The organism is Hufsiella arboris, from assembly GCF_009834875.1.
Lineage (GTDB): Bacteria > Bacteroidota > Bacteroidia > Sphingobacteriales > Sphingobacteriaceae > Hufsiella_A > Hufsiella_A arboris.
On record NZ_WVHT01000015.1, the window covers coordinates 14069 to 28718 of the forward strand.

The following is a 14650-nucleotide window of genomic DNA, read 5'->3' on the forward strand; positions in this document are numbered from 1 at the left end:
CCAGCCCTTGTACTAACAATCGTAACCTTACTCGTTCCATTTTGTAAAGTGAAACTGATTAGACTGTCTTTTAGAGACTGTATCTGCCAGCTTCCCCTTATTTTCATTTACCGAATTGTGATCCTCATATCACAGGCATTAAATCGAAATAAAAGTTCTATGAAAAAGATTAATTCTCGTTTGTTGTTCGCTCTTCTAATTGCTGGAATATGGCTATCTGCCTGCAATCAAAACAAAACAAACACCGGAAACAACGCTGATTCGACCGGTAACACAAACGATTCATCGGCTACTGCTTTTAAACCAGCCAGCATCAAAGAACAACTAATTTACCAGCGTGCCTTGCAGGCCGTTATCTGGGGCATGCCCGCGGTAAACTATGACCTGATGCTGCAGGAAATGCTTACAAAAACTTCCGCCAAACAAAACGAGATCGTGTACTGGTCGCGCCCTGCCGACTGGCATAATCAAACGCTTACGCCCAATCCTGATGCGATCTATTTCATGGTATTCTTTAATACGAAGGATGCCGGGCCAGTTGTCATTGAGGTTCCTCCGGCAGAAGGCGGTTCTTCTTTTGCTGCTAATATTGACAACATATTTCAGATGCCGCTGGAAGATGCAGGGCCTTATGGTGCCGATAAAGGCGCAGGCGGAAAATACCTGATTCTGCCTCCCGGTTACAAGCAAAAACCACCAGTGGGTTACATCGTACTGCCTGCCGATACCTACGAAGGTTATGGACTGCTTCGTTCCAACCTCCCCAGCCACAGTGATGCAGATATTGCCAAATCGGTGACCTACGGAAAAAGACTTAAAGTTTATCCATTGTCAAAAGCAGGAAACCCGGGCGAAACCAGGTTCACTGACGCAAAGGATGTGATCTACGATTCCACTATTCCATTTGATGCAAAATTTTTCCGTTCGCTTGACCGGATTGTACAAAGCCAGCCCTGGCTTACCCGCGACAAAGCGATGATCAATGTGCTTAAAACGATCGGAATAGAAAAAGGCAAATCATTCAATCCTGATGCAGGAACAACTGAAATTTTAAATGCAGCTGCCAAAGGGGCGCATGATTATATCGAAGCGTTGTACGATGCTGGCTTTCCGCGGCTTAATGCTGATGCGCATTGGGCGGTTCCCGCCATGCCGGAATTGGTAAAAGCAGGGTCTTCCGGTTATGCTGAAACCGATATCTACCCGGTTGATGCCCGCAGCCTCACTTATTCCATTGGTTACGTTGGGATCAAGCGTTTAGGCACGGCGCAGATATATCTGATTTCAGGCAAGGACAAAGATAACAACGACCTAAGCGGCGCTGAAACCTATCGGCTTCATGTGCCGGCGAATGTGCCAACAAAGCAGTACTGGTCTGCAACGGTGTACGACCGTGTAACACATGCCCTGATTAAAAATCTATCACGTGCAAGCTGTGCCTCAAACGATAAAGCGGTTCAACAAAATGGCGATGGATCGGTCGATGTATACTTTGGTCCAAAGTCGCCGGCAGGCAAAGAACCCAACTGGGTTCCAACCGATTCAAAGGGTCGATTCGAAGTGCTGTTTCGACTTTATGGTCCGGAGAAAGCATTGTTCGAGAGAACATGGAAACTTGGGGATATTGAGAAAGTAAAATAATACGGTAAATCTCCAGGAGGAAGAGATTACAAAATAATCATTGGTTATGAAAGATAAAAGAACAACTCGAATGCCTTATGCCCTTATTTGGTTGATTGCTTTCACCCTTCTCAATGTAACGGCAAAGGCGCAGTTAAAAGGCACGCACCTCTTAGGCGATATGGGCCTGCAATCCGGCAGTCAGCCGCCACCATCCTTTACACCGGCCGTGGCATTGTATAATTATCATACGTCCAAATTTGTGACGGCAAACAAAGATGAGATCAAAGCCCCGGATATCAACATGTTCCTGCTGGGTTTGGGAGGAAGTTGGGTGACCAACGCTAAGATACTCGGCGGCAATTACGGTGGTTCCATTTTAATAGGATTTGCCTCCAGTAAAATCGAGGGAAACCTCATCGCTACCAAATCGTCCTTAGCCTTTACCGACTTATACGTACAGCCCCTGCAATTAGGCTGGAAAACAAAACAGGCTGATTTTACATTTGGATACGCCTTATACCTGCCAACGGGCAAATATGAATTGGGTGGCGATGATAACGCCGGCTTAGGAATATTGACGAACGAGTTTTCCGCAGGTACCACCGTTTATTTCGATCCCAAAAAGGAATGGAATATTTCGACGCTGCTTTCTTATGGTATAAACAGCAAGAAAAAGAATACGCAGGACAATGAAATTACAGTCGGCAACCCGCTAACCATCGAGGGCGGCCTGGGTAAAACCTGGTATAAACCGGTAAAGAGAACGCCTCTGCCCATGATCATCAACGCGGGTGCGGTTTACTACATGCAGTTTAAAACCACGGCTGATGAAATGAGAATCCCGGTGATCAGCAACAGTACATTTGACCTGGCGAATAAAGATCATATCTACGCGCTCGGCGCAGAAGCCAATGTTTTTATTCCCAAAATTAAATCAAGTATCGGCCTTCGCTGGGTGGGTGAACTTGGGGCGGAGAACCGCACACAGGGAAATTCTTTTTTTATCACGATAGCGCCTTTCATCACATTTTTTGAACCAAAAAAGAAGTAGGTGAGGCAGGTGTCAGACACTTTAAAAATGTCAGACACCTAAAAGGCCAGGAACAAACACGTCTAAAAAGCATCATGAAAAAACTAGTGATCTTATTACTTATTATTCCCTTCGCTATTACCCTTTACGCTCAGCAAAAGCCGAACATTGTTTTTATCCTGATGGATAACCTGGGCTATGGTGAGGTTGGATGCTATGGCGGCGGTGAGATAAGAGGCGCCGCTACACCCCGCATCGACAAGTTTGCAACCGAGGGTACCCGCCTAACAAATTTCAATGTCGAGTCGCAATGCACGCCAAGCCGTTCCGCAATTTTGACGGGGCGCTTCGCCATTCGTTCGGGGACACATTCCGTACCGTTGCCAGGTTTACCGGATGGGCTTACCCAATGGGAAGTAACTATTGCCGAATTGCTTTCGGGGGTTGGTTATAAAACGGCAAGTTTTGGTAAATGGCATCTCGGCAGTGCGCAGAACAGGCTGCCTAATGAGCAGGGCTTTGATGAATGGTACGGTATTCCGCGAACCACAGATGAGTCCATGTTTCCTTCTCAACCGGGAGCAAAGGCCGCAGGTATTCCTTTTATGCATACGATGGAAGGCCGGAAAGGCGAAAAAAGCAAGGATGTAGCTCTGTATGACCTCGACCAGCGCCGGCTGATTGACGCAGAAGTTACCAGGCGTGCTATTGATTTTATGCAGCGAAGTGTACAGGCAAAAAAAACCTTTTATGCTTACGTTCCTTTTACGTTGGTTCATTTTCCTGCGCTGCCTAACCCGAAGTTCGCTGGCAAAACCGGCAATGGTGATTTCCCCGACGCGCTTGCCGAAATGGATAGCCATGTTGGCGAAATACTTGATGCAGTTGATAAACTGGGTATTCGTGACAATACGATCTTTGTGTTTACCAGCGATAACGGGCCCGATCCTACATTTCCTTCGCAGGGATCTTCCGGTCCGTGGCGCGGTTATTATTTCACCCACATGGAAGGTTCGCTGCGAACCCCTTTCATTATTCGATGGCCGGGTAAAATTCCTGCCGGACGCGTCAGTAACGAGATCGTACATGAAGTGGATACCTATACCACCTTCGCAAAAATTGCCGGCGCCAAAATACCCGGCGACAGGCCGGTTGACGGAGTAGATCAGTCTGATTTTTTCTTTGGTAAGGCCAAATCAAACCGTGAAGGTTTTCCTGTTTTTGTAGCGGATCGCCTGGAAGCCGTGAAATGGAAAAACTTTAAAATGGCCTTTTATGAAGCGGAGCGTGAATGGTGGAGCCCGCCAACTAAGCTTGGAGTACCCCAGATATTTGATCTTTATACCGATCCCAAAGAGGAGTATCCTGCTACTTTAACACCAAATGCATGGGTAGGTGGATTTATGATGAAGATCATAGGCGATTTTGAAAAAAGCCTGGTGAAATATCCCCTGATTAAACCGGGAACGCCGGATCCATATCTGCCGCCGAATAAATGATGAGCGTTCTGAAACCAGTGTCAACATAAAAATAAATCATGAAAAAAATCAACATCTCATCACTGACTCTCTCTATAGTTCCGATAACCATTGGGATCGTTCTGCTGTTGGCAGCCTGCAAGCAAAACCGAGATAAGTCGGCCGTCAAAACCGATTCAACCACAACGGTAACAGAAGTAACAGATACCAGTTCGGCGAAGCAAGCTGTTCCAGGACCTGATACAACCGTGAAGATCACCGAATCTTATGCCCGGCAGGTGGCCAAAGATGCTTTGTTCTGGGCCTGGCCAATGGAAAATATTTATAACCGACGCCTGGCCTTTAAGCAGGCGCCACATGCTGGTTTAATGAATGGCGTATTGCCTTTTGCGCCACTCAACACCTTATCCATGTTGCACGATTATATACAGCCGGAACAGCGCTGGGTGGCTTGCCCAAACCAAGATGTAGTGTACGGCGCAGCCATTGCGGCATTAGATGAAACGCCGGTAGTGGTACAGGTGCCTGATTTCGGCAACCGATTTTGGGTGTACCAGGTAGTTGATCTGAGAACGGATGCATTCGCTCAACTGGGTAAGATGTATGGAACCAAGCCTGGTTTTTATTTACTCGTAGGCCCCAATTGGAAAGGTGATGTACCAAAAGGCATTACCAAAGTATTCCGCAGTAAAACCGGTACTGCTTTCGTTGTGCCACGCGTGTTTCAGGATGATACTCCTGAAGATAAAGCAGCGATACAAAAAGTGATCAGCTCTATTAATGTGTATGCCCTGGACAAGTTTGATGGTAAAACGAAAACACAAGACTGGAGTAAGCTTCCAACCCTGGGTTCGCCTACAAAAGATAACAGTACAGCTGAAACCAAATGGGTTTTTCCTGACAAATTTTTTGATTTGTTACCCATCGTTCTGAAAGATGCACCGCCTCTGCCAGGCGAAGAAGCACGTTATGCCCAGGTAAACGCGTTGCTTGCTGCCGCCCGTAAAAATCCTGCCTTAAAAAAAGCAATGATCGATGAAGCCATTAAAGCCGAAAAAGAACTGGTAGATCCGCTGCTGCAGTTCCGCAATTGGGGAATACAACTCGCCAACCACTGGTCTACAGGTAATAACACCGCCGCGTTTGGAACGGATTATTTTACACGTACCGCGATGGCGAAATCAAACATATTGGTGAATGTCGGTGTCGAAACGAAATATTTTTACCAGGATCTCGATTCAGCTGGTGCTAGATTGAACGGCGGCAACCGGTATGCGGTTACTTTCGCAAAAGGGCAAACACCACCTGTAAATGGCTTTTGGTCGCTTACTTTATACGACGAGTTTCATTTTTTTGTCCCCAATACGATTAAACGCTATTCGCTCGGCACTAAAAACAAAACATTAATATATAATTCCGACGGCTCATTGACGATTTATGTTCAGGCAAGTGCGCCGGCAAATCGGGATAACTGGCTTCCGGCTCCTAAAGGGAACTTTTCATTGTATTTAAGAGCGTATTGGCCGAAAGATGTTGTGGTGAATGGCAGCTGGACGCCGCCAGCTGTGGTGAAGGTGAAATAGAACAAGTTGATGGGCCGGTAATACCCGTCTCATATCTTTAAATAGTGGTAAATTAGAATAAAACAGGGGCCAATTCGAAAACTTGCATACCCGTCAGACACACTGTTCCGAGTGATGTTGTCCGTCAGGAAAACCCGTTTTGGTTTCTTTCCGATTAGCCTGAATAGTACTTAGGGATACCTGTATTATTGGGTAATCCTGTATAAAACTATGAGAGATGGCTGTGCGGAAAATCTGTTTGACAAGCAATATTAACTTAATCGATTTTATCATGTTAAAGTATTCAGTCGGCCTGGATGTTTCCCTAAAGGAGATTGATTGCTTCTAACCCGGAAGTGGCAGAAAAAGTGCGAAAAATATGTACGATTAAGGGCGTCGGCTTGCTTACGGCGGCAACCATACTTGCCGAAACCAATGGGTTTGCCCTGTTCGGCAATGCCCGGCAGCTTGTTAGTTTTGCAGGACTGGATGTAGAAGAAAACCAATCTGGAAAGCACATAGGCAACACCCGTATCACCAAGAAAGGGAACAGCCATATCCGGAGAATACTGTACATGCCGGCATTTGTGACAGTGACTCACCAGGTAAAACCATTCATGGACTTATATCAGCGTACCCTGTCCAAACATGGCATCAAAATGAAAAGCTATGTGGCCGTGCAGAAAAAGCTATTGGTTGTTATCTATGCTTTATGGAAAAAGAACGAAGCCTTTGATTCAGGATGCCGGCTCCATGAGCATACCGAAGAACAGGAATCGGCGCTTCCTCTCGGGTCGGCGGCCATAGCCGCCGAAGAAATCTTTCCAGCTGAAAAACAAGTAGTGCCAGTAAAATTACCGGCACTACACAAGGTAAGCATGCCGAGTGAACGATCACCGTATGCTTCCTCTCGGGTAGTACAAAGTTAAAAATATAAAAAAGATAGTTGCAATTACAGATAGTACCTGACGGGAATCCGGTCAGACGCCCAAGCGTCAGACCGGTAAGGTCATGTGACGTAAAGGTAACTAATTCTGTCCGTAGTGTTCAGCGCAGCGGTCACTACGGATTGTGGAATCGACAGGAGTCTTTCGACTCCGTTTTTGATTTTAAATAAATGGAAATAAGTGAAATAGATTTTGTTTAACCGAGTCGGAGACTCTCTTCCATTTGTAAATCCGTAGAGCCCTGCGGAACTCTGCGGACAATTTCGAAGATAAAACTTTTTGTTTTAAAATTCTAAATGTCTCGTACCTGAAACTAGTGTTAACCGTCGATCAGCAACACTCATTCGTTCCATCTTGTAAAATGAAACTGATTAGAAGGTTAATTAGAAAGCGGTGTGCACGCTTCCTCTTAACTTCAATAATTATTAGGAGGAGCTGTGGAGCCTAACAGGTTTCAGTCACCCAAAACGTAACCTCGATATGAACAAAAAAATCCTTCTGGCAATTCTACCGGTGATCATGATCGCCTGCAAGCAAACCCCGACAAACAAAACTGGAACCTCCGGTAATGCAGATACTGCAAAAGCATCTGTTTTCAAACCAGCTAACATCAAAGAACAGATGATTTATAGCCGCGCCATCGAAGCCGCTAACTGGGGCATGTCGGCAGTAAATTTCGACCTGATGGTTCAGGCGACGAAGAAAGCCGGCGGAGATTATAATCAAATTGTTATCTGGCCCAAATTGCTCGACTGGATGAATCAAACGATCACACCTAACCCGGATGTGATCTATGTAATGCCTTTTGTAAACACCAAAGATGTTGGCCCGATGGTGCTGGAAATACCGCCTGCCGATAGCGGAACCGTTGTGGGCAGCGTAATGGACCGCTGGCAAATGGCTATGGACGACGTTGGCCCGGCAGGGCTGGATAAAGGTAAAGGCGGGAAATACCTGATTCTTCCTCCGGAATATAAGGGAGCAATACCAGCAGGATATTTACCCATGCACTCGGGCACTTACTTAGGTTATTCTTTACTCAGGGTGGTATTGAAGAGTCCTGGCGAAAAGGGAATTACAGATGCCGTTGCTTATGCACGGCGCATAAAATTATACCCGTTTTCGCAAGCCGGTAAATCGCCCAAAACAACCTGGTTGGATGCATCGGGTAAGGAGTTCAACTCATTAATTCCGTACGATTTTAACTTTTATGAATCACTTAACCGTGTAGTACAAGACGATATCTGGCTGACAAAAGACCAGGCCATGATCGACCCTTTGAAATATATCGGTATTGAAAAAGGAAAGCCTTTCAATCCCGATGCACGCACAAAGGAAATTCTGGCATCCGCTATCAGCGACGCAAAACAATGGTTTAAACTTCGATATGAAGATATGTTTAAAAAGCCTTTCTATGAAGGAACTACCTGGGCCTTTCCTGTCACTGAGGAATTTGGAACCGATGTTAAATCGAATTTTGCCGATCCGAACAGTTACCCAACCGACATGCGCGGACTGCTTTACACATTTATTTTTTTTAGCGCAAAACATGTAGGCGAAGGTCAGTGGTATTTAATGGCTATAACCGACAAGGATAACCAAATGTTAAAGGGAAGCGAGAATTATCGCCTTCATGTTCCTGCCAATGTCCCTGTCCGACAATATTGGTCGATAACCGTTTATGACGCGGCAACCCATGCTTTCATACGCAACTTCACCCGTTTTAACCGCTCTTCTCAAAGTCCGGGTATTCAGAAGAATGCTGACGGTTCGACTGATATTTATTTCGGGCCCAATGCACCGCAAGGGAAAGAAGCTAACTGGATTCCAACCAACCCGAATGGTACGTTTGAACTGATGGCCCGTTTTTACGGACCTGATAAAACATTCTTTACCAAAAACTGGAAATTGGGAACTGTGGAGAAGGTGAAATAATTACGATTACTTAAAAGACCTTTATGAAAAAAGACCTTTCTTTTTTGACTGTAGCAGCTGCTGTCGCTCTGCTCGCAGCCTGCAATCAAAATCAAAACAAATCGGTAAGTAAAACCGATTCAACAACCACCGTAACAGAAGTTACCGATACCGGCTCGGCAAAAAAAGACAGTATGCCACCCGGGCCGGTCCCCAACACCATCATGACCGAAGCTTATGTAAAAAACCTGGCTGCTTCTATTTACCTGTGGGCCTGGCCCATGGTCAATGTTCACAACAGGGTAACGCTATTAAGCGCCGTGAAAGAACCCGTGTATGTTGGTGGTGTAATACCTACGGCTCCAATCGGCCGCCTGTGTTTGCTCAACGATTATATTAAGCCGGACCAACGCACAATTGCCTGTCCCAACCAGGATGTAGTATATGGCGTCGGTCCGTTTGATACCCAAAAAGAACCTACAGTATTACAAGTGCCGGATTTTGGCAAACGCTTTTGGGTGTACCAGGTAAGCGACCAACGTACAGACGGTTTTGCAAAGGTGGGGCAGATGTATAACACAAAACCCGGATTTTACCTCGTAACGGGTAAAGACTGGAACGGCAAAATTCCCGATGGAATTACTGGTGTACTTAGATGTCCTACGAGATATGGACTGATCCTTCCCCGCGTTTTTCAGTCAGATGATCCGGCTGATAAAGAAGCCGTGCAGCCCCTGATCAATCAAATCAATCAGTATCCGCTGAGTGAGTTCAATGGCAAGATGAAAACAGTGGTTTGGAGGAATACCAAAAAGACGCCACCTGATAATTCCGGCGGAGGTGAAACGAAATGGGTGAAACCTGAAACTTTTTTTGACCAGCTACCGGATATTATAAAAGAAGTTCCCCCACAAAAGGGTGAAGAAGCATGGTATGCACAGGTTAATGGTTTGCTTGCTGCGATTGCTAAAAATCCAAAGCTGAAAGCAACTGCAAGGCAAGCGGTAATTGATGCCGACAAAACTCTTGTTGACCCTTTACTTCAATTTGTGAATGTGGGTTATCCTGTAAAAAACAACTGGACCACCCAAAGTAACGGAGCACAATTTGGAGTGGATTATCTCACCAGGACTGCCTGCGCTAAGGCAAATATTTTCGTGAATAAACCCTTTGAAACAAAATATTTCTACCAGGACCTTGATTCGTCCGCTGTAAGATTGAACGGAAATAATAAGTACACCGTAACCTTTGCCCAGGGTCAGTTACCCGCAGTAAAGGGGTTTTGGTCGCTCACCATGTACGATAAGGAACATTTTTTTGTACCAAATAACCTCAACCGGTATTCACTTGGCACAAAAAATAAAACGCTGAAAACAAACCCCGACGGCTCACTCACTTTATATGTACAAAGCACGCCGCCATCGGCAGATAAAATGAACAATTGGTTGCCAGCTCCTAAAGAAGTATTCTCCTTATATGTGAGATGTTACTGGCCGGACGAAACTGTTGTAAAAGATGAGTGGACGCCGCCAGCTGTGGTGAAGGTGAAGTAGTTTGTTGGATTTGTGAAAACCCGTCTGACGGGATAGTCCGGTCAGACGCCCAAGCGTCAGACCGGTAATGATATCCTGGTACGTGGAACTAAGGTATTCTTTAGCGGATTTGCTGAGCTGGGAAAAACCCTCCGGCGATGCCAGGTTGCCGTACGAAGTGATGTTTCCCGTCTTCCAGAATCACTTCTTCCTTTTACGCAGCAGCAATATTGCTGTTCCGGTGATCAGTGCGGTAACGGCAATTTTTTTTACAAACTTGGAGCGATTATATTGCCATTCCACTGCCCAGCCACGCTCTTTCACAATATTCGGCAGATGGCCGGATTTAATGTCGTCAATCAAACCTTCGAACATATTGATACGATCGGCAAATAGAAGGGGCAGCCAGTGTCGGTACCGGTCTTCACTATGCTTAAACGCATACCGGCGGATTACACCGCTTAAGCCGGATGGCGGCACAGATGTCCCGAATACGGTGGTCATCTTCGGCCTTTCGTTAGACATTAAGATCTCAACAGTTTCGGGCTGTGGCTCGGACCGCTCGTAATTAGTGCGGTTGTGGTCATCCCCGGTGTAATTCTTGATCGGGTAGGTAGGTTCATTCTCCGGGTCGGAATCCATACCCCAGCCCGGGATGTTTTTATAATCTTCGTTGCTTTCCATGATTTAAACTTTAGCAGATGGCGGAATTAATACGGCTTTAATACAATTGTCCAATTTGGATGAGAACAGGCGGTACGCGTCTGAAACCTCTTCAAGCGGAACACGGTGAGTGATCAGCTCGCGTGGCTTCAATCGGCCGGACTGTACATGGTCGATCAGTTTTGGCAGCAACCTTTTTACTGAAGCCTGGTTAGCGCGAATAGTAATTCCCTTATTTACCACGTTACCGATGGCTAAGAGGTTAAACGGCGGGCCGTATACCCCCACAATTGAAACAATGCCGCCTTTTTTTACCGAGTTAATGGCCCATTGTAATGCAGTTGCCGCTCCTGCCTGCAATAGCAATACCCGGCCGCTAAAGGTTTGTAAGGTATTGCCTTCAGCTTCACAGCCAACGCAGTCGATACAAACATCTGCACCATACCAATCAGTTGTTTTCTTCAGGAACAGTACCGGGTCTTCCAGTGACTTGAAGTTGTATGCCTCGCATTTTGCGTAGTTTTTTGCAAATTCTAAGCGATAATCGACATGGTCTATAATGATTACCCGCGATGGACCGAAAAACCAGGCACAGCGTGCTGCCATAATACCAATGGGGCCGGCTCCGAACACCACTACGGTGTCGCCTTCCTTGATGCCGCCCATCTCGGCGGCCTGGTAGCCTGTCGGCACAACGTCAGTTAATAACACGGCATCGTCCGGGTCCATATCCGGCGGAATAACGGTTGGGCCGACGTCAGCAAACGGTACCCGCACATATTCGGCCTGCCCGCCATCAAAACCACCGGCGGTATGCGAGTAGCCGAAGATAGCACCTACGGCAGTGGCCATCGGGTTGGATTCATGGCAGTTGCCATACAGCCCTTGCTTACAAAAATTGCATTTTCCGCAGGCAACGTTAAAAGGTATAAGCACGTGATCGCCCACTTTCAGGTTTTGCACCATTGGACCGACTTCTTCAACAATGCCTGTAAACTCATGGCCGAAAGTTGAACCAATACGTGTATCAGGTACCATGCCGTGGTACAGGTGCAGGTCTGACCCGCAGATACAGCTGCGCGTTACCCGTACGATCGCATCTTCAGGATGCAGCATCTCTGGCATTGGTTTTTCTACGGTGCGGATCCGGTAAGGCCCGCGATAATTCATAGCTAACATAGGTGAGATGTTTTAAACTTAACTGCGAACCAGCCGAAGGAGTTTCAGCAGATACAAAAACAGGTAGAATACACGTTAAGATGCGTGAAATACCGGCAGGTTAAGTTTGTATCAAAAAACGCCGGAAGCGGATAGCTGAGCATACTTTTGTGAATCCGACAGGATAGCCTGACGGGACCCTGCCGAAATCTTTTACGAAACCAACACTCCCTCCGGCGATAGAACAACGGAAGTTTCACCGGTACCAGGCCTATTGTCGTTCATAACAGTCGACAGCGCTGATTGTGTCGACGTTGTATGTTGAGAGGATGCTAATTAGTGCCTTCCGGCGACACTCCGCCAATCACCGTAACTAGTCGGTACTCTTAACTGCCCAATACACAAGAGCCGGTTGAAAAAGCAATCGCAGAAATCTTTTTTTATCAGAATCAAGACCAAAGGCATTCCTTTTATTGATAAACTGCGAGACGTTTCCTGGAAAAACAGCGACAAAAAAAGCAGCAGCAATTTTACCGATTTGCTTTTTATGTTTTTTATTAGCAAAAACAAGGGCACTTCCAAGTCCGATTTCAGCGATTCCCGAATAAATGACAGTATCATCTTTTTTTAAAGGAACCCAGTCCGGGACCTGGGCTTGAAATTCTTTGCGTTTAGATGTAAGATGGCTTATGCCTGCAAATATTAAGCCTGCACCTAACAAGATCCGGGCTGCGTTTTTTATATTTTCTTCTTTCATAACTTAAAACCTATGACCGACGATAGTACAAATACTATTCCGTAGGTCTGGGAGTTGTTGTCAACACAGGTAATGCCACATTCGTATCTAACTTATTGTTAAATAATTAAAACTTAAAGTTATGCTCAAGGTTGTATAAATACCCTTCCCTACAATTTACCTATTAAATCAGAAAAACATGTTCCACCACGTAAAAGACTTACAGTTTAACGCCCGTGTGTCTCGTCCCGATCCAGCATTTGCCAATTTATTATTAGAGCAATTTGGCGGAGAAAACGGAGAGCTGGCAGCTGCCATGCAGTATTTCACACAGGCTTTTGGCGCTAAAATGCCACATCCCGAAAAATACGATATGCTTATGGATATCGCAACAGAAGAATTCAGTCACCTTGAAATTGTCGGGGCAACTATTCAAATGCTCTTAAAAGGAGTAAACGGAGAATTAAAAGACGCCGCCGACCAGTCGGAAATTATGCAGGTTATGAACGGGAAGGCCGCTAAGGAAAACATCATTCATGATGCGCTGGCGTCCAACCCGCATTTTGTAACCCTGAGTGCAGGCGGCCCGAGGCTGAGTAACAGCCAGGGTATTCCATGGTGCGCTTCGTACATTCACTCGAATGGCGACCTTACGGTCGACTTAAGAAGCAACCTGGCGTCCGAATCGCGGGCGAAAATTGTGTATGAGCATTTAATGAAATTTACAGATGATCCTTATGTCAAAGAATCACTGTCATTCCTCATGACGCGTGAGGTTGCTCATTATAAAATGTTTGAAGCCGCATTGGATTCTATTCAACCAAACTTCCCGCCGGCCGTACTTCAGGCCGATCCAAGGTTTACGCAGCAATATTTTAACATGTCAAACGGCGAAAACATTCGCGGGCCATGGAATGAAGGCGAAATGCCGGGCATGGGAAAGAACTGGGAATACATTTCGGACCCAGTTGCACACGTTCAGGAAACAGAAGGCTTAACTGTCCGGGATAACGATATGGAAAGAAAGCTTGAAGAAACCGAAGAGTTAAACGGAAAGATGAGCGTTTTGAAAAGTGAAGAAGTTAAAAACTCCGAACCTGAAGGCATTGCTCAGTGGAGTAAATACCAATCAAAAGTTCTGTAACATCGACCGGGTTGACAAATGTTAGCCCGGTTTTATTTCCTTATCCCTGCAGCAACCTCCGGGTACCTTATCCGGAAAAAATGCCACGGTTATAATGCATCAGATTTTGCGCCGCAATTTAATTCGGTTAAGTAAGTGTGAATCATCCGGCAATCAGGCCGGTTGGTTTTTCTAAATGTCCTGTTTAACAGGCGTTTTTAATTAAGAACCGCAAATAGCTTCATTAGAAGTCTTTTTTATTTCTGGCATCATATTTTCTATTACTCATACAAATAAATTTAATCTACTATGGCGACGCCTAAAAAAACAACACCTGCAACTAAACCGAGCGGTTTAACAGGAAAGATGGACAATTCGGAATTTCATAAATTCTTTGTTGACGAATTAAAAGATATTTACTGGGCTGAAAAACACCTGGTGAAAGCACTTCCTAAAATGAAGAAAGCTGCAACCAGCGCCGAACTCGCTGCCGCATTTGACAAGCACACGCAGGAAACTCAAACACACATCGATACGCTTGAACAAGTGTTCGCTCTGTTGGAAGAAAAACCAGCTGCAAAAAAATGTGACGCAATGGCCGGCTTACTGGAAGAAGCAGAGGGAATCATCGAGGATACCGATTCTGATACAATGATTCGTGATGCAGGATTGATCCTGGCGGCTCAGAAAGTTGAGCATTATGAAATTGCAACCTACGGCACACTGCGCACCTTTGCTCAGAACATGGGTCATACAGACGTACAGGAGTTGCTTCAGCAAACATTGGATAACGAGAAAGAAACCGATGTGGCTTTAACACAGGTTGCTGAAAGCTTCGTTAACCAGGAAGCTGCAGCAGAATAAGGTTTAACCGACTATTTTGT

12 protein-coding genes are annotated in these 14650 nt (G+C 45.7%); 9 read left to right on the forward strand and 3 right to left on the reverse strand.

Annotated features, from left to right (window positions below):
- Positions 1-159 precede the first annotated feature (159 nt).
- From GS399_RS19755 to GS399_RS19785, 7 genes are all read left to right on the forward strand, one after another.
- Positions 160-1641 carry a DUF1254 domain-containing protein gene (locus GS399_RS19755; protein WP_160846387.1) on the forward strand — a complete coding sequence of 494 codons (1482 nt, stop codon included), beginning with the start codon at positions 160-162 and terminating at the stop codon, positions 1639-1641.
- 46 nt (positions 1642-1687) lie between these two features.
- Positions 1688-2674, forward strand: coding sequence for a SphA family protein (locus GS399_RS19760; RefSeq protein WP_160846388.1), 987 nt, complete (start codon positions 1688-1690; stop codon positions 2672-2674).
- Between the two features lie 74 nt (positions 2675-2748).
- Complete coding sequence (locus GS399_RS19765) at positions 2749-4152, forward strand: arylsulfatase (RefSeq protein ID WP_160846389.1); 1404 nt, start codon at positions 2749-2751, stop codon at positions 4150-4152.
- 38 nt (positions 4153-4190) lie between these two features.
- Positions 4191-5714, forward strand: coding sequence for a DUF1254 domain-containing protein (locus tag GS399_RS19770; RefSeq protein ID WP_160846390.1), 1524 nt, complete (start codon positions 4191-4193; stop codon positions 5712-5714).
- A gap of 335 nt (positions 5715-6049) precedes the next feature.
- Positions 6050-6622, forward strand: a complete 573-nt coding sequence (locus GS399_RS19775; protein ID WP_160846391.1) for a transposase — start codon at positions 6050-6052, stop codon at positions 6620-6622.
- A gap of 498 nt (positions 6623-7120) precedes the next feature.
- Positions 7121-8575 (forward strand): DUF1254 domain-containing protein, encoded by a 1455-nt coding sequence (locus GS399_RS19780; RefSeq protein ID WP_202409529.1) that lies wholly within the window; start codon positions 7121-7123, stop codon positions 8573-8575.
- Positions 8576-8598: 23 nt separating this feature from the next.
- Positions 8599-10107: a DUF1254 domain-containing protein gene (locus tag GS399_RS19785; RefSeq protein WP_160846392.1), complete on the forward strand. Its 1509-nt coding sequence runs from the start codon at positions 8599-8601 to the stop codon at positions 10105-10107.
- A gap of 180 nt (positions 10108-10287) precedes the next feature.
- On the opposite strand, the gene GS399_RS19790 is transcribed toward GS399_RS19785, so the two are convergent.
- The 3 genes from GS399_RS19790 to GS399_RS19800 all read right to left on the reverse strand — a co-directional run bounded on the left by GS399_RS19790 (position 10288) and on the right by GS399_RS19800 (position 12664).
- Entirely contained in the window at positions 10288-10770 is a 483-nt protein-coding gene (locus tag GS399_RS19790; RefSeq protein WP_160846393.1) for a hypothetical protein, read from the reverse strand.
- 3 nt (positions 10771-10773) lie between these two features.
- Complete coding sequence (locus tag GS399_RS19795) at positions 10774-11928, reverse strand: zinc-dependent alcohol dehydrogenase (RefSeq protein WP_160846394.1); 1155 nt, start codon at positions 11926-11928, stop codon at positions 10774-10776.
- Between the two features lie 352 nt (positions 11929-12280).
- Entirely contained in the window at positions 12281-12664 is a 384-nt protein-coding gene (locus GS399_RS19800; RefSeq protein ID WP_160846395.1) for a DoxX family protein, read from the reverse strand.
- Positions 12665-12842: 178 nt separating this feature from the next.
- On the opposite strand from GS399_RS19800, the gene GS399_RS19805 reads away from it, so the two are divergent.
- Together GS399_RS19805 and GS399_RS19810 are read left to right on the forward strand one after the other, a co-directional pair.
- Positions 12843-13787, forward strand: coding sequence for a manganese catalase family protein (locus GS399_RS19805; protein WP_160846396.1), 945 nt, complete (start codon positions 12843-12845; stop codon positions 13785-13787).
- Positions 13788-14075: 288 nt separating this feature from the next.
- Positions 14076-14630 carry a YciE/YciF ferroxidase family protein gene (locus tag GS399_RS19810; RefSeq protein WP_160846397.1) on the forward strand — a complete coding sequence of 185 codons (555 nt, stop codon included), beginning with the start codon at positions 14076-14078 and terminating at the stop codon, positions 14628-14630.
- The last annotated feature ends 20 nt before the right edge of the window (positions 14631-14650 follow it).

Excerpts from the sequence above, each read along its gene's own strand:
- GS399_RS19755 (WP_160846387.1), top strand. The coding sequence starts at position 160 with ATGAAAAAGATTAATTCTCGTTTGTTGTTCGCTCTTCTAATTGCTGGA.
- GS399_RS19760 (WP_160846388.1), top strand. The coding sequence starts at position 1,688 with ATGAAAGATAAAAGAACAACTCGAATGCCTTATGCCCTTATTTGGTTG.
- GS399_RS19765 (WP_160846389.1), top strand. The coding sequence starts at position 2,749 with ATGAAAAAACTAGTGATCTTATTACTTATTATTCCCTTCGCTATTACC.
- GS399_RS19770 (WP_160846390.1), top strand. The coding sequence starts at position 4,191 with ATGAAAAAAATCAACATCTCATCACTGACTCTCTCTATAGTTCCGATA.
- GS399_RS19780 (WP_202409529.1), top strand. The coding sequence starts at position 7,121 with ATGAACAAAAAAATCCTTCTGGCAATTCTACCGGTGATCATGATCGCC.
- GS399_RS19785 (WP_160846392.1), top strand. The coding sequence starts at position 8,599 with ATGAAAAAAGACCTTTCTTTTTTGACTGTAGCAGCTGCTGTCGCTCTG.
- GS399_RS19790 (WP_160846393.1), bottom strand. The coding sequence starts at position 10,770 with ATGGAAAGCAACGAAGATTATAAAAACATCCCGGGCTGGGGTATGGAT.
- GS399_RS19795 (WP_160846394.1), bottom strand. The coding sequence starts at position 11,928 with ATGTTAGCTATGAATTATCGCGGGCCTTACCGGATCCGCACCGTAGAA.
- GS399_RS19800 (WP_160846395.1), bottom strand. The coding sequence starts at position 12,664 with ATGAAAGAAGAAAATATAAAAAACGCAGCCCGGATCTTGTTAGGTGCA.
- GS399_RS19805 (WP_160846396.1), top strand. The coding sequence starts at position 12,843 with ATGTTCCACCACGTAAAAGACTTACAGTTTAACGCCCGTGTGTCTCGT.
- GS399_RS19810 (WP_160846397.1), top strand. The coding sequence starts at position 14,076 with ATGGCGACGCCTAAAAAAACAACACCTGCAACTAAACCGAGCGGTTTA.